Raw genomic sequence first — 18,686 nt, 5'->3', positions numbered from 1 at the left:
TGCAGTGCCGTTGGCAGCGTGGCCCAAAGGTCTTTCGGGTCGATTGGCATCGTGTTCGAGCTGCTCAACCAGAGTGGCCAGATCGTCTAGTGGCTCTGCACAGTGATTTTGACGGGTTGCGTCTGGCGGTCAGAGTAGCTCCGGCAGGTGTTTTGGATCAACGAGGACCTCGATACTGCGAGGGGTCCTTGGCTGCCGTCTGATGAGGCCCTCCCGTTCCAGCGTCAGCACCATCTGGTGAACCGAGGGCGGGCTAACGCGGAAGTATTCCCGCATGTCGGTTTCGGCCGGGGGTCTGCGGTGCAGGCGCGTGTAGAGGTGGATGAAGGCCAGGTACTGCCCCTGTGTGGGCGTGAAGGGTTTTGCCGAAGGACTCACGCCGGCCATCCGATTCAGTTGTTGGTGCGTGCCTCGAACACGGAGGCATGCCATGAATGTACGCTATCGGGTCGACCTCAGCCAAATCGAGCGCACGGAACTCAAGGCGCTGCTCAGCGGCGGCAAGCATGCGTCCCGTAAGCTCAAGCGCGCGCAGATTTTGCTGGCTGCCGACACCGGCGGCAGCGATGAGGAGATCGCGCGGAGCGTCGGCGTGGGCGGCTCGACCGTGTACCGGACCAAGCGCCGCTTCGTGGAAGGCAATCTGGAGCGGGCGCTGAGCGATGAGCCGCGGCCCGGAGCGGAGCGCAAACTCACGGTCAAGGAAGAAGCCTTGTTGGTGGCGACGGCCTGCGCCAGTCCGCCAGAAGGCCGGGCCCGCTGGACGCTTGAGCTGCTGGCAGGTGCGATGGTCAAGCTCACCGAACACAAGAGCCTGTCCGCATGAGACGGTTCGGCGGCGCCTGGCCGAAAATGGCCTCAAGCCCTGGCGCAGGGACATGTGGTGCATTCCGCAGATCGACGGCGAATACGTCGCCCGTATGGAGGACGTGCTCGACCTCTACGCCGAGGCGCCAGATCCCAAGCGGCCGGTGGTGTGCTTCGACGAAAGCCCGGTGCAGCTCATCGGCGAGGCGCGTCAACCGATTCCGGCCGAGCCCGGCCAGCTCGAACGTTACGATTACGAGTACCGTCGCAACGGCACGGTCAATCTCTTCGTATTCCTCGACGTGCATCGTCCCTGGCGCAAGGTCAAAGTCACTGAGCGGCGCGCGGCTGAAGACTATGCCTCCTGCATGCGCGACCTCGTCGACATCCATTATCCCGACGCCGAGATCATCCGGGTCGTCCAGGATAATTTATCGACCCACTCCGCCGGCGCCCTGTATCAGGCCTTCCCGCCCGCCGAAGCCAGGCGGATTTTGCGACGGCTCGAGTTCCACTACACGCCCAAGCACGCAAGCTGGCTCAACATGGTCGAGATCGAGATCGGCGTCCTGCGGGGCCAGTGCCTCAATCGCAGAATCGACGCCCCCAAGCGGTTGCGCCGCGAAATCGCCGCTTGGGAACGGAAGCGAAATGCCGCCCGCTCTCGCATCAAATGGATGTTCACAACAGACAAGGCCCGCACCAAAATGGGCCGCGCCTATCCCGCGCCTTCCAAAGAGTCATAATCACTGTGCAGAGCCACTAGTGCCTCGACGCTCAGCTTCGTCCGACTCTCCATCGACATCCGTGGTTCGGTTGCCACGACCGGAATCAAAAGGCTGGCACCGTCTCGATATTCGACCTCGTACGAAAGCGGGAAGCCGCCGCCGCGATGGACTGAACGGCGAATGACGCGGAATGTGCGGCCAAACAACGGATGCGTCGGTTCGCACACTGTAACCTCGATGGCAGGTGATTCGTCAGACTCCCCAGAGGGGATATTTCGATGTGCCCTCGCTCGACGGGCTCGAGTGGACGCGTGTGTCGCCCAAGCCTGTGAAGCAGCCGGCCATTGTCGGCTGAGAAGTGAGGATTTCACTGGAGCATGGGTCGCACGGATGTATCGTCTGGTGATGGCGATTCGCCCCGACACTCTCCCGACCGATCCGGCAGCTCTGACCGAGATGGTGCTCGCGCTTGACGCTGAGAACGAGACGCTGCGCGTAGCAATGCAAACATTCAAGGACATGATCTTCGGGAAGCGCTCGGAGCGGCTTGCCGCGCTCGTGGCCGAGCAGCTCGCGCTTGAGCTTGGCGATCTTGAGACCGACGTCACGCCGCCTGCAGCTGCCAACGACGATGCAGCTGCGGCAAAGCCGCCCGGCAAGCCACTGCGGAAGAAGGCGCGCCGCAACATCGGCGCGCTTCCAAAGCACCTGCCGCGCTGTGAGCATGTGCTGGAGCCGGAGGCGACCGCATGCCCGTGTTGCCAGGGCCAGCTTCACAAGATCGGCGAGGACGTCAGCGAGGTGCTGGACATCATCCCGGCGATCCTGCGGGTGCTGCGGACGGTCCGTCCCAAGTACGGCTGCCGCCGCTGCACCGATGGTGTGATCCAGGCGAAGGTGCTGCCGCGCCTGATCGAGAGCGGCATGGCTTCGACCGCACTCGCGAGCCACGTGGTAGTCTCGAAGTTCGCCTGGTATCTGCCGCTGTACCGACAGGTGCAAATTCTGGCCGGCCAGGGTGTCCATCTCGACCGGGCGACGCTTGCCGGCTGGGTGAAGCGTGCGGCCTGGTGGCTCAGGAGCCTCTATGCGCTTCAGCTGCGCACGATCCAGACCGCGCCGCGCCTGTTCTGCGACGAGACGCCGATGCCGGTGCTCGATCCCGGACGACATCACCCGCGCATCTGCCAGTTCTGGGCGCATGCCATGGATGACCGGCCATGGGGCGGTCCCTCGCCGCCGGTGGCCTACGTGTTCGCCGACGGCCGCGGCACGGCGGAGATCGCCAGACAGTTGATGGGCTTTTCCGGCATTCTACAGGTCGACGGTTATGCCGCCTACAAAGCGCTCGCCCGCGATCATGGCGGCGCGATCCAACTCGCCTTTTGTCTCGCCCACGCCCGCCGCAAATTCGTCGAGGTGTATAAGACGACCCAGTCGCCGTTCGCGCGCGAAGTGATCGAGCGCCTGCAGGCGATCTATGCCATCGAAGCAGAGATCCGTGGCAGCAGTGCCGAGCAGCGGCTGGCCACCCGCGGCACCAGGTCCGCTCCATTGATGGAGGCGCTCAGGACGCGCCTGACCGCAATGGTCGGCCAGCTCTTCTCCCAATCGAAGCTGGCGGAGGCCATCAACTACGCACTCAATCACTGGGACGGGTTGACGCTGTTTCTCCGCGACGGCCGTGTCGAAGTTGACAGCAACACAGTCGAGCGTTCCATGCGCCCGATTGCGATGGGAAGACGCAACTCATTGTTCAGCGGCAGCGAAGGCGGCGCCGAGAGCTGGGCGATCCTGGCGTCGCTCGTGAACACGGCAAAACTCCATGAGCTCGACCCGCAGGCCTACCTGACCGATGTGCTGGAGCGCATCGTGTCCGGGCGAACCAAGAGCCATCAGCTGCACGAGCTGCTCGCCTGGAACTGGAAGGCGGCGCGCCGGCACACACCGCAGGCAGCGGCATGAGCCCACGTCGCCATAAGGCAGGATCATCGATGGCGTCAGCCGCGATGTCGCTTGCGGAGCTCGAGCGATGGCTCCAGGATCGCGTCGATCGCCATCCTGCCGCCACCAGCATTCCCATGCTCGACGGCTATACCGCCGCGATCGTGGCCGGACCGGTGTCAATGAGCCCGCTCGATTGGATCTGCCCGCTGCTCGCGATCGATGCCGACGCTTTCAACCATGGCGGCACGCCGGAGTTCGCCGCGATCTCCGCCGTCGCGCTGCGCCACAACGACATCAGCAACACCCTCTCGACTGCCCCCGATCGGTTCGAGCCGATGCACCGGCGCGACCCCAGCGGCAACATCGATGCGCATCCCTGGTGCCAGGGTTTCTATGCCGCGATGCGGCTCAGACTGTCGGCGTGGGCGCCGTTGCTCGACGTCAACAACGTCAATCACGGCCTGCTGCTGCCCATCCTGCTGCATTGCCGCGACGATCAGGCCCGTCCGCCGCTCGGACCGCCACGAAGCGGTCGCAAAACCGAGGATTTCCTCCGTAACGCCTACCTCGATATGCCAGCCGTCGTCGAGGCGCTGCGCCAGCACTGGATGCCCATCCGCTACGCCCGCGACCGCTAATCATCGCGGACGTGGGAGCTCATACCGGTTACACATGGCCTTGGCGGGCGCCTACATTCTGTTCGATGAGGCCGGCGGCGAATTTGCCTTCGATTGCCTCACTGGCTCCATTCTTGGAGCCTGCCACGGCGATACCGTCGAGTTCGGCTGCCAAGGAAACGACGAAATGGAGCCAGCCGAGGGTGATGGTTGGGCCGAACTAAAGGATGACGGCTCACTCGAAGGGGAGATCTGCCTCCTCAACGGTAACAACATCCCATTCATCGCGCGCCGTTCAAAGACTTCTTCAACACCCTGCTAGATCGCGGAGGAGACCCTAGTCCCAGCGCCGCCGCTTCAGTGGTTGGCCGGTGGGCCGTCAGTTTCTCGAAAGTTTGCAGGAGTAGAGACTTGCTCAGGCGAGCTTGAACCTGAGGCTAACATGGACCCGCAAGACTTTGATTCATTTAATGTAGCAGCTTCGTTGCAGGTGCAGCACGCGGTTTCCGAAGCGCCGCAGACGGACGAGGCCGGACAATTTGAGCAGCACTTGGCCGAGGCAAGCCAAGCCGCTCCTATCGCCAGCAGGGGTCCTGCTTATCCCTATCTGTCTATGGAGGACCGGAACTCTATTGACAGCCTGATTGCTAAATATGCGGCTCAGAAAAGCCCCAAACCTGAAACGGTTGAGATTAATACTCAGGCACTTCGTCGACTGGTGAATGATCTTCGCGCTCGCGGCCAAGAGGCCAAACTGACCGATTACAAGCGCCTGCTCGACCACGCAAATACTTACTTGCCAAAAGATAAACATATCAAAAGAGCGCTGAGCGTTCTTCGTACGCAACTTCTGACGGAAGACCGGAAGCTTATCGATAGCCTGATCTCTCAATATGCGGCGGAGAACAACTTAAGCCCAGGCACGGTTCAATGAGGCACTTCTTCGACTGGTTAATGATCTCCGCGGTCGCGGCCAACCGACAGATCTAACGGACCACGAGTTTCTGCTCGATCACGTAAATACTTACTTTCCGAACGACGGACATGTGAACGCAGGGGTGAGGGTCCTTCTTGCGCATGGCTTAAACCGCGACTACTACCCCAATCTTTTTCGAGAAGACCGGGACCTGATCGATAATGCGATTGCTCAATATGTGGCTCAGACAAACCCGGCACCTAAAACGGTTCAGCTTTATACCAGAGCACTTCGTCGGCTGGGGAATGATCTCCGCAGTCGCGGCCAAACGACCGATCTAGCGGACCACAAGCCCCTGCTCGATCACGTAAATACCTACTTTCCAGACGACGCACATGTGAACGCAGGGGTGAGGGTCCTTTTTGCGTATCATGGCTTAGACCCCAACTATCCCAATCTTTCTCCAGAAGACCGGAACCTTATCGATAGTGTGATTGCTCAATATGTGGCTCAGAAAAACCCGCCACGTACAAAGGTTTTGTGTTATACTCTGGCACTTCGTCGGCTAGGCAATGATTTTCGCGCTCACGGCCAAACGATCGATCTAGCGGACCACAGGTCCGTACTCGATCACGTAAATAATTAGTCGTCCGTGAAGATCGGCTAAGCAATTGAGCTAGAATCGCATTTGTCGTTGCGGACTGTTTTGCGATTGCAGGATTTTGAAGCTTCGGGCATCGGAACCTTGCAATTTCATTTTCAGAATTCCGTCGAATCGCCAGTCATGATTCCGTCGGCGCATCGGAGGTGGCGATGCGACCGAAGAAGCACAGGACGACGGGATCGGGCGATCTGTTCCGGGCCAGGCTGGACCAAATCATCAATATGAAGCACGAGCTGGTTCAACTCGCCGGCAAGGTCGATTGGGACGGGATCGACGGCGAGATCGCGCCGCTCTATAGCGAGAACGGTCGGCCGGGCATCGCGACCCGCTTCATGATCGGGCTGCTGTTGCTCAAGCACATTTACGGCCTGTCCGATGAGGGGCTGTGCGAGCGCTGGGTCCACGACCCGTATTTCCAGTACTTCACCGGCGAAGAGTTCTTTCAGCACGCGTTCCCGCACGAGCGCTCGGACCTGAGCCACTGGCGCAAGCGGCTCGGCGACAAGCTGGAACTGTTGCTGGCCGAGAGTTTGCGGGTGGCGCACGAGACCGGCGCGTTACGCAGCCAAGACCTCAAGCGGGTCACGGTCGATACCACCGTGCAGCCGAAGGCCATCACCTTCCCGACCGATGCCAAGCTGCTGCACGCGGCGATCAAGGGGCTCAACCGCCTGGCGAGGAAGCACGGGGTCAAGCTGCGACAATCCTATCTTCGCATTGCCAAGGCCGCGGCAATGATGGCTTCCCGCTACGCCCATGCCAAGCAATTCAAGCGGCATCAGCGGCAGTTGCGCATCCTGCGTAGCCGACTGGGCCGGATCATCCGCGACATCCGCCGCAAGATCGAAGGGCAGGAAGCGCTCGAGAACGCGTTCGCACTGCCGCTCAGCCGGGCCACGCAGATCCGTTCGCAGCAGCAGCGCCAGCGCGGCTGGAAGCTGTATTCCTTCCATGCTCCGGAGGTGGAGTGCATCGGCAAGGGTAAGGCCAGCGCTCCTTACGAGTTCGGGGTGAAGGCCTCCATCGTCACCAACAACCGCCGTGCTCCTGGGGGCCTGTTCGTGCTGCACGCCAAGGCGCTGCCCGATAACCCCTACGACGGTCACACCTTGCGGGACGCCATCGACCGCACCGAGACACTCACCGGCTGTGCGATCGAGCGCGCCTATGTCGACAAGGGATACCGCGGCCACGACGCGCAAGATCCCCGTCGCGTCTTCATCTCCGGCCAGAAGCGCGGCGTCTTCGGTGTCATCAAGCGCGAGCTGCGCCGCCGCTCCGCCATCGAGCCCATCATCGGACACCTGAAGGCCGAAGGTCACCTCGGCCGCCGCTACCTCAAGGGCCGCCCAGGAGACGCCGCCAACGTCGTCCTCTCAGCCATGGGCCATAACTTCCGCCGCATCCTCGCCTGGCTCAGGAAGCTCTTGCGCTTCATCCTGATCGCTCTTTGGCCCGCCTTCGCAACCCCAGTCGCCCTCGACCCCGCTTGTTAACGGACGACTAATGTTCCTGGCTGCTATGCTGACACTCCGGCACGTTTGGGAGGAACTGTCAGGCACCACGGCCTCTGGTGTGAAAGCGGGGGATGTCCCGATCGGTGTTGAACTACGTCGGGCCGACGCTGCCGGAATGAATGTTACGCGGCCCTCGTGACGTGGGCAACGGGCTTGATCGTCATGCGATCGTAGTGAGCTTGAAGGGCCGCACGCAGAACCGACAATTGCTTATGCGCCTTCAATCGTCGAAAGCCCTTGTTGGCCTCGATCATGCCGGCCGCGACCCATCGCAAGGCCATACCGGCATCCCGCCAGCGTTTGACGTTGCGCGTGACGCGGCGAATGGTGCCCATCATGTTCTCGGCGATGTTGGTACAGGCGAGCAATCGACGAAGTTCCTTCGGCAGCTTCAACCGGACGACAGTCAGGATTTCGTCGAGGCCTTCGAGGATGCTGGCCGCGACGCCGGGCCATTGCTGGTCGAGTCGACGCGCGAGATTGCGGATCAATTTTTCAGCCTTGTCGGCGTCATCGAGCTCCCAGGCCTGGCGCAGCACCCGACGGGTGGCCGCATGATGCTGTTTCGGCAGGCGTTCCATGATGTTGCGCGCCTTGTGGATCTGGCAGCGCTGGATCGCAGCGGCCGAACCGAAGGTGCGGCGGATCGCCTTCGACAACGCTTTCGCGCCGTCGGCGATGAACAGTCTTGGCACCGTCGGGGCGAGCCCGCGCGAGACCAGGTTGTCCAGCAGGGCCTGAACCGTTGCGGCATTCTCGGTCGCCCCTCCACCAGAGCCAGCGGATGCTTGTTGCCTTCGCCGTCAACCCGGATCGCGGCGACCAGCACGAGATCGTCGCCGAGATGCAGCCCGTCGATTTGGACCACCAGAAGGTCGAGCGCGGACAGATCGGTAGCCATGAAGTCGGCCAGCCGCGCCGCCGACAGCGCTACGAACCTCCGCGAGGCCGCCGACTTCGAAACCCCCGATCCGGGCGGTGCCGGCACGTCACCCTCGGGCAGCCGGACAGCGCGGCCGAACCGGCGCGTCGACACATTGATCAGCATCAGGTTCATCGCCCAGCGACCGAGCCAATCCTCCTGCGCCGCCGTTTCCCAGCTCGGGATCGTGACCTCGCGGCCGTCCACGCCCCGGACCCGCGGACGCTCGACCTCGATCTTGCCGCCGTGGAAACCGATTCGTCCCCGCGTTCGGCCCCAACGGTGCGCCCGCCGCGCCGCGTCGCGACCGTGGCGCGGCCCGCAGGCCGCCGTGACATCCGCCTCCATCATCGTGCCGAGCGCCTCGATCCCTGCCGCAAGGCAGAACCGATCGAAGCTCGCTCGCACTTCCGCAAACGCGTCGTCCACAGCCCCGATCGCCGGCCAACTAGCCGGTGTGATATCTCTCGTCATGGCGTTGCTCTCCTTTGTGGAATCAGCACCCCGAGCCTACCGGCTCAAGGTGGGCAACGCCGACCTCTTCAGAAATTCAACAGAACCCGGGACATCCCCGTGAAAGCGTGTTCGGCTTCGAGAAATCACAAACGGCCTGGACTTCGTTTCGGGAAGCGCGCATCTGCGGCATTACCTTTGCCGTGATCCACAATTGCAGCGTGCGTTTGGCTTGCCCCCTCGCCAGCTTTTCGAAAGCCAAGCCTCTTAGCATAGGCTCTCGTCTCTCGATTGATGCGACCTATGACTGAACTGGTGGCAGTAAAAGCCGGGCGGATCTGCAAGAGATTATGTTCTCAAAACAGAAGGAGAGCTGTATGGATTTTAACCAGATCGACGGCGGTGGATCCCCAGGGTCTCCAGCAGCGTTCAACTGGACACAAGAGGATCAGGATCTATTCAGTCGGATCATCAATGAGCCCGGGCCATCCTCGTCCGCCGTGCCCGAGGAGACGGCGTACGATGTTTCATTCGCCGTTCCCGAGAAGTTTGCCCACGGCTCTCAATCCGCTCCCGGCCGAATGGTCGAGAGACTGGGCCGCTTGGGTCTCCTGCCTGACACCGACGATGCCGGCCAGGGTGACAGTTCGAGGCCGAGGCACAAAATCGTGGCCGCCAAAACGGATGTCACCAAGCCGACTATCAGCGGCGAGTCCGCTGTGAGTGGCGCCCGGAACCTAGGCCGGACGATCCTGACCGACCGAATCTACCGATTGACGCCGTCGAAGCCCTGACACGCTCGTCTGCTGAAACAACCTATGGCGCGGACACGGTTGATGCCCGTTCGTCGAAGACCGCCAGCCGGTGATGGCCAGCCTAATGGCGTCGCGCATGCGCAAGTCAAACCGCCTATGACCACTCTCATCCGGCTTAACCAATCCAATGAAACTACTCCGATGAATCCCGAGTCGGCTGTACGCTAATCAGATTTCCGTCAGGTCCAGGGCATATCTTCGGCGCTAGAGCGCACAATCGTACAAAACTGACTCGCACGTCAGGTTAGTGGCGAGTGACGTCCTGTCAACGCGGCCAAGGGGCTCCGCTCTGAAGCAAAAGTCGTTGAGGCCGACGCCGCAGGCCTCTATGCCACCGTCGGAATCGGCGCATTCTAGCTCGCATGGGAGATTGATTTTGACGAGAGCCGACTGGAGAGCGAAGGAAGCCCGCGGATCAGAGATGGACTGGTCCGGTCCTGAAGCAGATCTTGGCGGCGGAAACGATCGCTCGAAGTTCAGTTCTGTCTTGCAGGGCTTGCGCTCTGAAAATCAGGACCTGGCTGCGGGCTCGGCCGGAAGGCCGACTTCGGCCAGCGATGCCCAACGCCGTACGTCAACCGAACCTTCCGTGAATACGCATGTCGACGAGCCAGCTTTGCGGTATTTGGCGCATCGCGGCGCGCCAAATTGCGAAGAAAGTTCGTCGCGTTCCGGTGCCGAGAGCCGCTGTGCCGATCAGTCCAGGAGTTCACGAGGTGCCTCTTCCTCGTACAGGCAATCTGTATCGGACCTCGAGGCAGGGCCAAAACGGCGGCGCCTGGATTTTGTCGCCCCGCAGGGCGCGCAAGCTGCGATTTCACAACAGCAATGTAACGCCGCTCTGGACGCCATTTATTTCGCTCGCGACATTGTCGAATTTTCACGTGCAGTGGTGGAAAATGACAAGCGGCTGCAGCGGGAGGACGAGAAGATCCGTGCGGTCTTTGTGCAAAAGGCTGCCGCCCAGTTCAGGAGCCAATTTGTCACCCACTTCGAGGACGATATCCGCCGCGGGGAATCCTGGGGCTACGCCACGGCATGCAACGTTGTGAGCCGCGAGGCCGGCGGTCAGGAAGGCCTCGAAGCTTGCAAAGCGGTGGCATCTCGGGTGTCGCAGCTTTCCAATTCGTTACTGCGCGAACTTAAGCCCGCTGCTCTTTCGCTGTTCGCGGCAGCATTCGGTCGGCATCAGCAGTCGAAGACATGCCGCAATGGAGTCATCAGAATTGCCGAGTTTTGTCGTGATGAACCCAAGGTACTTGGCGCGACGAATAGCCAAAATATCTCGCTGCTGGTGAACGGTTTCAGCAAGTGGACGCGCGAGGCGGAAACTCGTGAAGGCACGGAAGCTATTGCCCGCGTGGTCCGTCGTGCCGGTCACAGCTGCGAGCTCTCTGATTTTGATCAGAAACATTTGGGGATGCTTGTGAACGGGTTCAGCAAATGGCCGGACGCGCGCCTCTGTCGCGAGGGCAGTTTTGCGATCGCGTCTGAGGTCGTTCACCGCGCCGTCCGCGGTGAGTTCGGACTATCCGATTTTGCCACGGAGATACTGGCGAATCTTGTGAACGGCTTGAGCAAGTGGCCGGACGGAACGGAGTCGGGCGAGGCGACTTTGGCGATCGCGAGTGAGGTCCTTCGCCGGGACCGCCATGCCTGGCTCTCTAAATTCACTCGCCAGAATCTGGCTAACTTGGCGAACGGCTTCAGCAAGTGGCGGGACGAGCCGAAGTGTCGCGATGCTACGCTTGCGATTGCACGTGAGGTCATTCGCCGCGTCGAGCTCTTCCATTTCAAACCGCAGGAACTGGCAAATCTGGTCAACGGTTTCGCCAAGTGGCCGGACGGACAGGACCCGCGCGGCGCCACGGTTGCGATCGGGGGTGAGGTCCTTCGCCGCGGCGCCCGGCATTTTGACAACCAGCACCTGGCGATGCTTGTGAACGGCTTCAGTAAATGGCCGGACGCGCGGGATTGTCGTGACGCTACGCTTGCGATCGTGCGCGAGGTCGTTAGCCGGGGTACCCAGTTCTCTGATTTTACTCCGCAGGAGCTGGCGAACCTGGTGAACGGTTTCAGCAAGTGGCCTGACGCGCCGGACTGTGACGACGCCACGCTTGCGATCGCGGGTGAGGTCGTTCGCCGCGACGCGCGCAGTGAGTTCGGACTCTCTGATTTCGACCGTCAGGACCTTGCGATGCTGGTGAACGGCTTCAGCAAATTGCCGGACGCGCAGGACTCCCGCGACGCGACGCTTGCGATCGCGCGTAAGGTCCTTCGTCACGCCAGACTCTCAGAGTTTACGCACCAAAGCCTGTCGAACCTGGTGAACGGCTTCAGCAAATGGCCCGACGCGCGGGACTGTCGCGAGGTCACGTTTGCGATCGCGCGTGAGGTCCTTCGCGCCGAACTCTCTGATTTGGCCCCCCAGGGATTGGCAAACCTGTTGAACGGCTTCAGCAAATGGCCAGAGAGTGAGGATTGTCGCAAAGCCGCGATAGTAATCGCCGGGGAAACCCGTCAGCGTCAGCGCTCTAAGTTCTCTCCGCAGGACGTGGTGCACCTTCTGAACGGCTTCAGCAAGTGGCCTGACGCGATGTGCTGTCAGTCCATCATGGACATCGCGCGCGAATTGGGGGCTGGAGCACAGCGATTTGGTGTGTTCACCACGCCTGAGCTGGCTATGCTCGCCAACGCTCTGTCCCGAACGATCAGGAGGGCGGAGGAGAGTGGGGAGATTACGGATGCCGCTCTGCCGAAGGATCGGTTGCACAAGCTCGCCCACTACCTGCAGTATGATGATGATCGCCTCTTGACGGCTGAGGTTCTGAACATCACGAACATTTTCAAGGCTCTGGGTAAGGCTGGCCTATTCGATGATCTCGGTTTGCTCGCGCCGACAGGCTTGAGTCGGCTCTCTGAATTGCATTCAGCTCCTGGTTTTGCCGCCGAGAATAACCTCGAAACCATGGGTAATCTGAGTGCTGCTCTGCTGCCGCTCGCGCGCAGCCCAGAGAAGCCACTGCGCTGGCACCGCAGGCAGGCCCTCAACGTGCTTAACGATCTTCAGCCCTTGCTCGAGCAAAAGATCAAGGCGCATCTGAACGCGGGCGGTGCGGAGCGGAGCCGTGGGCCCATTGCGAGCCGCCGCCCCGCTTTATCGATCTATCAGACGCTCAAGGCTCGTGCGGTGCTGGAGAGATTGTTCAGGTCACCCTATGTCGAGGGCGACAGGCCCGATTTACGGATCAGGCAGAAAGAGCTGCAGTGCGGCACGAGAGAGATCCTGGCTGGCGCTCGCGACCTGATTCAAGACGATCTGTCCAGCATGAGCTGGAATCTGATTGCGCAGATCGAGGCGGATAGTCCAGTGGATGCGCTGGACTTATTCATGGAGCAGGATGCGGCGGCGATCCAGGCGCAACGTCCTCCGTCGGTGTTCGACGTGCACCAGGTATTGCGAGCCATGGACCACGCCCCGAGGTCTCCGCAAGGTGAGGCGGGACTGATGCAGTTGCCGGTCGTGGACATGCATGGGCGGCCGTTGGCCACGGAGCCGGAGACGCGGTACTCGATTTTCCATCGCCTGACTTCGGGGGCCCTGCCCGTCGTCGCGGTACAATTGCCGGCACCCCCGAGCGCCTTCATGCTGGCGCGTACGGTAAATGTAAACGGTATTCCATACCGGATTGACTTGTTCGGCGGCAGCAAGTTAAAGCCGCCACGATTAACTGTGTCTCAAATTGCGACCCGCGCCCCAGACGAGCAAGCAAAGCTTTCGGGGGGAAAGCTGCTGGCGATTCCCTATGCCGAAACCGGGCCGGGTACAGCATTCGAGCAGCTGTCGCGCGCGTGGGCCCCTTTCAAAGAGGCCTATTATTATACTCAGCGCAGAGGCTTTGCGGCGCCGCCGGCGATCAAAGGTCTATCACCCCACGACTCCGCGCTGGAAGGCGCCTTCAAACTGGCGCTGCTGCCTGACCGCCCTGCCAACGAGGAGCATCCCTTCCAGCTGAGGGGGGCGGCCGGACCCATTGCATTGCGACCGCACGACGGCTGCGGCTTCATCCGGGCCTCGCTGGCCAAGCTTATGCCAGCTGTTTGCCGCGCCGGCGAGCAGGAAGGTCCTGACCGCGTGCAGGCCTTTGCCGAGGGAAGGAGAGCATCCCTGCCAGCGTCGGCCTTGCAACATTATCCGCGCAGCGAGCAAGTAGCGGATGAGGCCCGGCGGAAGGCGATGAGCTGGCTTGAGAGTCGGGTAAAGCAAGAGCTGACGTCGGAGGAGCTGTTTCGCGTCGTAACAGCCGCGAATATCAATGGTCCGGGCGCCGTCGCCGTCCCATCCGCTGATGGCTGTCTGCATGTGCCGAGGCTCAAGAGCGAAACATTGACCGGTGGTGGCGTGCTGATCGGGCGATCGCCCTACGACAAGCCCAACCTCCGCCCGTTCGCCCCCGATCGCGTCAGGTCAGCTGCGGACGGGGACCCGACTGCGGCGTTTCTCGATCAGTGCGTGACCATACAATACAGCTTCAACGTCGCCCAGAAGTCGGGGGAGAAGCTGGCAGTCGATGATCCGACTTTCTTCGCCAAGGGGCTTCTGATCGTGGTGCCGGATGAAATGTGGCCGGCCGACTTCGCCGACCGTGGCTTGGTGATGTCCGCCGAGGACGTCAAGTGCCATTCGAGCTGGATCAAGGGCAAGGACCGCGTAACGGCGGACAGCGCGCTCGATTGTATCGGGATCCTGCAGGCCACTGAGATCTTCGCTCCGGGGTCCCTGGTTGCCATCCCGCCTGATGAACAGAAAAAACTCGACGGCGACTTCGATGGCGATACGGCCATTATCATTGCCGACCGGCCGCAGCTTTACGAGCATGTCAGGCAATTCGACCAAGAGGAGCAAGCTCGCGGCCTCCGCTCGCTCAAGCCGCCAAAATCCCATACCCCGGCGATTGAGGACGGTCGCTATAATTTCGGTCGCGCCAGCCAGATTCTCGCCGCCACGCGGAACGTTCTGGAAACTTATACCGGCCTGCAGCGAGGCTTTCTGGCTCAATCAGATGAAGCCCGGCAGTGGTTTGCCGAACGTGCCATATTCGGCACGTACGAAGGCATTGACCGAGAGCTCAAGCGAGACATTCGCGGCCTGCTGGAGCAGGAACAGGTTAGTGCTCACGACGTCCGGGACAAGCTCGAGAAGGCGCGGCACGACATTGAGCTGGCACACCATCCCGTCGCGCTCGAGGCGGCCGAGTTGCTTCTCACCGAACTCGAGGCGTGGGCGGCTGGTCTCGACGAGCAAGTTCCGCCTCAACTCCTGCCCGAAACAGCCGCCACTGCGAGTGAGAGACAGCTCGCAATGAGCCAAGAGCTTTGCGAGCTGTTTCCGCCGCTTGCCGAGACCTATCCGGCAACGGCTCACCCACGGGACCGCGTCCAGCTTCTGGTCGATCGTTACCCTACGCGCATCGAGCCCCGACCGGATGGTTACATGCCGCACGACCTCGTGCAAAGTGCAAAAAATCTGCTGAGCATCGGCACCAAGGTCGGAACTGACGCCTACAAATCCGACACTGGCGTTTACACCTTTATGATCAAGAGCAGGCACCTTCAGCGCCTGTTGCAACAGACACCCGGGTTAAAATCGGCTCCATACACCAAGAGCTTGGCGGCTATCCTCAACCACGGTCGTTTCGATGTCGATGCGGCCTTGGAGGATCTCAATGACAATCCGACGCTCGCGGCGTCGGTCATGCAAGCCTCGATCAAGCTTGCTGCCGAGCGGGGGATTCTGCGCGAACCCTCGGCTCCAACGCTTGCTGCCGAAGATGTCGCCACCACAATCACGTTGACTCGCGAGGCGGCGGCACAGCGCGCCCAAATGGAGGCGTCCCGCGCTCAAGCCGAAGAGAAGGACATCACGCGGACGGCAATGTCGGTTGCCGAAGCCCTTAAGGGGGCCGGCATCGAGGTGAAGATGCCCCATTTGGCTAAGCGTCTTAGATCGCCAAGCTCAATGACAGACGAGCTCACCGGAATCCAGGCCAGCTCTGAGGCCGGCGTCCAGCTTTTCAACAACGCTGTACGCCACGTCTTCGAATTCTCTGACAGGGATTTTACACGTGCCTTCAAGAAAGCCATTCTAGCGTTCGAGGAGAGCGGGTATAGCGAGGTCAGCACGACTAACTGGTTCAGGACGCGATCGCGGACCTTCGCTGGCATCAAGACAGTGTTCGGCACGCCTGGCGGTTACCGTTTTGAGCTCGAGTTTCACACGGCAGACAGCTACAAGGCCAAGCTCGACAATCATGACACGTACAAGGAGCTGCAGAAGCTCAGACGGCTGCAGCGAGGGAGCGAGGAGCCCCCGGATGAGTCTATAGCCGAGCAACTCCTGGAGCGCGTGCGACGGGCGTGCAACAAGGTTGTCATCCCCGAGGGGGCCACACAGATCCCCCATTGGGAAGCCGAAGCCGGCAACAGCGTTGGCGCTAGCCATGCTCGTGTGTCGAACGTGGCCCGGCCGACACGCGCAGCGCGGTCGCCTCGCGCAACAGAGATTGTTGGCGCCCTCGACAACCGCCCGATCGTGCTCGTTGGTATGATGGGGGCCGGGAAATCCGGTGTGGGACGTGCACTCGCAAAGCAGCTGGGGCTGACGTTCGTCGACTCCGATAAAGAGATCGAGGCGAAGGCTGGCAAGTCCATAACCAAGATTTTCGCGGAGGACGGCGAGGCGCATTTCAGGGATCTCGAGGCGAACGAGATCAGCCGGCTGCTCGATCGGGGGCCGCTGGTGCTCGCAACCGGTGGTGGAGCCTTCATGACCGAAGAAGTCCGGCGTCGTGTCGGCGAGAAAGCGGTCTCGATCTGGCTTAATACCAACGAGGACGTGATCAGGCGCAACCTGCGACACGACACCAACCGTCCGAAAATACAAACCGCAGACCGGGACGAGATGATCACAGACCTGATGGAGCAGCGCAATCCTGTGTATAAGCTCGCCAATCTCACGATTGCCCCACAGGCCCGGCGGGAACTCAAGAGCGCCGATGCTTGTCTTAGCGAACTGCACGGCTATCTCTGCGCCGGTGGCAGGCTAGACGCTGGGCAATCTGGCTCGGTTAAGGAGTCGTCCGTGAAGATCGGCTAAGCAATTGAGCTAGAATCGCATTTGTCGTTGCGGACTGTTTTGCGATTGCAGGATTTTGAAGCTTCGGGCATCGGAACCTTGCAATTTCATTTTCAGGATTCCGTCGAATCGCCAGTCATGATTCCGTCGGCGCATCGGAGGTGGCGATGCGACCGAAGAAGCACAGGACGACGGGATCGGGCGATCTGTTCCGGGCCAGGCTGGACCAAATCATCAATATGAAGCACGAGCTGGTTCAACTCGCCGGCAAGGTCGATTGGGACTGGATCGACGGCGAGATCGCGCCGCTCTATAGCGAGAACGGTCGGCCGGGCATCGCGACCCGCTTCATGATCGGGCTGCTGTTGCTCAAGCACATTTACGGCCTGTCCGATGAGGGGCTGTGCGAGCGCTGGGTCCACGACCCGTATTTCCAGTACTTCACCGGCGAAGAGTTTTTTCAGCACGCGTTCCCGCACGAGCGCTCGGACCTGAGCCACTGGCGCAAGCGGCTCGGCGACAAGCTGGAACTGTTGCTGGCCGAGAGTTTGCGGGTGGCGCACGAGACCGGCGCGTTACGCAGCCAAGACCTCAAGCGGGTCGGAATGCCTCCTTCGATGATATGGGCCGGGGCCGGCGCCTGGATCACGCCGTCCGCGTTCTTGAACGCATACTTGGGACGGCGCGTGACGATCACATGGAACTTGACCGGCACCACATCCAGACGCTCCGACACGTCCTCGCCGATCAGCACTTTCTGCTTGCCGGCATGCTCAGCCAGCTCTTCCGGCTCAATGACGATCTCGACCCGTTCCAGATGGGGCGCAAAGCCCTTGCGCCGACGCGGTGCACGCTTGCTATCCGCTTGCGCACGGCCCTTGCTGACCCGGGCCTTGATCGCAGCGATGCCGGTCCTCGATCTCCTCGAAGGCAAAGGCTTGCTGTTCAACGTCGCCATTCGCAGAGTCGAGCTTTTCCGATGGTCGGCCGAACCGCGCGCGGTCGAAGGCCTTGGATGGCTATGCCGCCTATAACAAGCTCGCGCGATCCGATCGCGGCAATGATGGCATCACATTGGCTGGCTGCTGGTCACACTGCAGACGCAAGTTCTACGAGCTGCATGTTGCGGGGAGCTCAGAAGGGGCAACGGCGACGGTCGAGCGGATGGCGAAGCTCTGGCAGATCGAGAAAACCGTGCGCGGTCAAAGCCCCGACGCTCGCGTTGCCGCGCGCCAGCAAGCCTCCGCGGCGATCGTCGCAGATCTCTTCGATCTCTGGCAGCAGACCTTGCGGCGGATCTCCGGCAAATCAAAATTGGCCGAGGCGATCCGCTATGCCGTCTCGCGCCGTGCCATCTTCGAACGCTTCCTGACCGATGGACGTATCGAGCTCGACTCCAACATCGTCGAGCGCGCCATCCGGCCACAAACAATCACGAGAAAGAATAGCCTCTTCGCCGGCAGCGACGTTGGCGCGTCATACTGCTCATCTGGTGATGCCCTTATAAAGGAAGGAGATTCTGTTGCGGATCTCGAGATATCGGACGATGCGATCGTCTGGCATCGGCTTCGCGGCACACAGCGTCTCGCTGCAGGTCGGCGAGCCGGATAATCCAGGGCGCCCCGGCGCACAGCTGCCGGGCCGGAAGGGTGCCACTGCTGACCATCCGATAGGCCGTCGTGCGGCTCACCCTCAGAATGTCGGCGGCCTCATCCAACGTCACTTCGGCGCGCTCGGCTCGTTCACCTTCGCGGTAGACAGGAATGCTGTTGGTGTTCCGGAGACTGCAGACGTGGGATCGTGTCCAACTCGCACCATGTGCAGTCAGCTTGCCGGACCGATTGAGGATCGCAGCGATTGCTGTGTCCGATAATTGCCTCGCCAATACGCGAACGAGATCGAGGACATCGGCTTCGACCGTCCAGCGGGTCTGTCCGATCTTGTTCTTTTTGACCGTCAACTGGGTATGGTCGCCGCCTTGCCAATGAATGATGAGCGCCCGCCTTAGTGTCTTCCATAAGAATATGGATATGCTCATCCTGAAACGTGTTGGAACGTGCCCGACGATTAAAATGCTTGAATCTACCGTAGCGGCAGGTTGTAGGCAGCACAAAGCAAGATCGGGCGCCTTTGCAGAAATGTCATGTTGGGAACTAACGTCGCGA

Annotated in this window: 10 protein-coding genes and 4 pseudogenes; 10 read left to right on the top strand and 4 right to left on the bottom strand. The window is 61.1% G+C overall.

All coding sequences use genetic code 11. From position 1 onward, the window contains the following. Positions 1-129 precede the first annotated feature (129 nt). Entirely contained in the window at positions 130-387 is a 258-nt protein-coding gene (locus J2R78_RS09315; protein WP_253587780.1) for a LexA family transcriptional regulator, read from the bottom strand. A 43-nt stretch (positions 388-430) separates the two neighbouring features. On the opposite strand from J2R78_RS09315, the gene J2R78_RS09310 reads away from it, so the two are divergent. The 6 genes from J2R78_RS09310 to J2R78_RS09285 all read left to right on the top strand — a co-directional run bounded on the left by J2R78_RS09310 (position 431) and on the right by J2R78_RS09285 (position 7,175). Beyond that, a protein-coding gene (locus tag J2R78_RS09310; protein ID WP_069280104.1) for an IS630 family transposase occupies positions 431-1,553 on the top strand; the annotation gives its coding sequence in 2 pieces (ribosomal slippage) (positions 431-820 and positions 822-1,553; 1,122 coding nt in all). A 387-nt stretch (positions 1,554-1,940) separates the two neighbouring features. Then, positions 1,941-3,500, top strand: coding sequence for an IS66 family transposase (locus tag J2R78_RS09305; RefSeq protein WP_253609788.1), 1,560 nt, complete (start codon positions 1,941-1,943; stop codon positions 3,498-3,500). Positions 3,501-3,529: 29 nt separating this feature from the next. Next, positions 3,530-4,120: a UPF0149 family protein gene (locus J2R78_RS09300; RefSeq protein ID WP_253588043.1), complete on the top strand. Its 591-nt coding sequence runs from the start codon at positions 3,530-3,532 to the stop codon at positions 4,118-4,120. A gap of 40 nt (positions 4,121-4,160) precedes the next feature. Beyond that, positions 4,161-4,421 carry a hypothetical protein gene (locus J2R78_RS09295; RefSeq protein ID WP_253636007.1) on the top strand — a complete coding sequence of 87 codons (261 nt, stop codon included), beginning with the start codon at positions 4,161-4,163 and terminating at the stop codon, positions 4,419-4,421. A gap of 120 nt (positions 4,422-4,541) precedes the next feature. Further along, positions 4,542-5,033 (top strand): hypothetical protein, encoded by a 492-nt coding sequence (locus tag J2R78_RS09290; RefSeq protein ID WP_253588042.1) that lies wholly within the window; start codon positions 4,542-4,544, stop codon positions 5,031-5,033. A 795-nt stretch (positions 5,034-5,828) separates the two neighbouring features. Next, entirely contained in the window at positions 5,829-7,175 is a 1,347-nt protein-coding gene (locus J2R78_RS09285) for an IS5 family transposase (protein ID WP_253603970.1), read from the top strand. Positions 7,176-7,318: 143 nt separating this feature from the next. Here the strand turns inward: J2R78_RS09285 and J2R78_RS09280 are convergent. Then, positions 7,319-8,592 (bottom strand): annotated as a pseudogene (locus tag J2R78_RS09280) (IS256 family transposase). A 356-nt stretch (positions 8,593-8,948) separates the two neighbouring features. Between J2R78_RS09280 and J2R78_RS09275 the strand changes: the two are divergent. The 3 genes and pseudogenes from J2R78_RS09275 to J2R78_RS09265 all read left to right on the top strand — a co-directional run. Then, entirely contained in the window at positions 8,949-9,365 is a 417-nt protein-coding gene (locus J2R78_RS09275) for a hypothetical protein (protein WP_253588039.1), read from the top strand. A 442-nt stretch (positions 9,366-9,807) separates the two neighbouring features. Continuing rightward, the gene (locus J2R78_RS09270; RefSeq protein ID WP_253588038.1) at positions 9,808-16,542 is read left to right on the top strand and encodes a shikimate kinase; all 6,735 of its coding nucleotides are present in this window, start codon (positions 9,808-9,810) and stop codon (positions 16,540-16,542) included. A gap of 146 nt (positions 16,543-16,688) precedes the next feature. Continuing rightward, positions 16,689-17,123: pseudogene (locus tag J2R78_RS09265) on the top strand (transposase); the annotation flags it as partial. Here J2R78_RS09265 and J2R78_RS09260 read toward each other — a convergent pair. Beyond that, a pseudogene (locus tag J2R78_RS09260) lies at positions 17,120-17,534 on the bottom strand (IS66 family transposase zinc-finger binding domain-containing protein); the annotation flags it as partial. The pseudogenes J2R78_RS09265 and J2R78_RS09260 sit on opposite strands and share 4 nt — an antisense overlap. On the opposite strand from J2R78_RS09260, the pseudogene J2R78_RS09255 reads away from it, so the two are divergent. Beyond that, positions 17,533-18,132: pseudogene (locus J2R78_RS09255) on the top strand (IS66 family transposase); the annotation flags it as partial. The pseudogenes J2R78_RS09260 and J2R78_RS09255 overlap by 2 nt on opposite strands. Here J2R78_RS09255 and J2R78_RS44995 read toward each other — a convergent pair. Further along, entirely contained in the window at positions 18,023-18,559 is a 537-nt protein-coding gene (locus tag J2R78_RS44995) for a helix-turn-helix domain-containing protein (RefSeq protein WP_309144993.1), read from the bottom strand. The pseudogene J2R78_RS09255 and the gene J2R78_RS44995 overlap by 110 nt on opposite strands. Positions 18,560-18,686: the final 127 nt, after the last annotated feature.

Origin of the sequence: Bradyrhizobium sp. USDA 4538 (assembly GCF_024171045.1) — a bacterium.
GTDB lineage: Bacteria > Pseudomonadota > Alphaproteobacteria > Rhizobiales > Xanthobacteraceae > Bradyrhizobium > Bradyrhizobium australafricanum.
Note: the sequence above shows the minus strand (reverse complement) of the source record. Positions and strands in the feature narration are given on the sequence as shown.

Bases quoted from the DNA above. Each gene is read 5' to 3' on its own strand.
- J2R78_RS09315 (WP_253587780.1), bottom strand. From the start codon at position 387: ATGGCCGGCGTGAGTCCTTCGGCAAAACCCTTCACGCCCACACAGGGG.
- J2R78_RS09305 (WP_253609788.1), top strand. From the start codon at position 1,941: ATGGCGATTCGCCCCGACACTCTCCCGACCGATCCGGCAGCTCTGACC.
- J2R78_RS09300 (WP_253588043.1), top strand. From the start codon at position 3,530: ATGGCGTCAGCCGCGATGTCGCTTGCGGAGCTCGAGCGATGGCTCCAG.
- J2R78_RS09290 (WP_253588042.1), top strand. From the start codon at position 4,542: ATGGACCCGCAAGACTTTGATTCATTTAATGTAGCAGCTTCGTTGCAG.
- J2R78_RS09285 (WP_253603970.1), top strand. From the start codon at position 5,829: ATGCGACCGAAGAAGCACAGGACGACGGGATCGGGCGATCTGTTCCGG.
- J2R78_RS09275 (WP_253588039.1), top strand. From the start codon at position 8,949: ATGGATTTTAACCAGATCGACGGCGGTGGATCCCCAGGGTCTCCAGCA.
- J2R78_RS09270 (WP_253588038.1), top strand. From the start codon at position 9,808: ATGGACTGGTCCGGTCCTGAAGCAGATCTTGGCGGCGGAAACGATCGC.
- J2R78_RS44995 (WP_309144993.1), bottom strand. From the start codon at position 18,559: ATGAGCATATCCATATTCTTATGGAAGACACTAAGGCGGGCGCTCATC.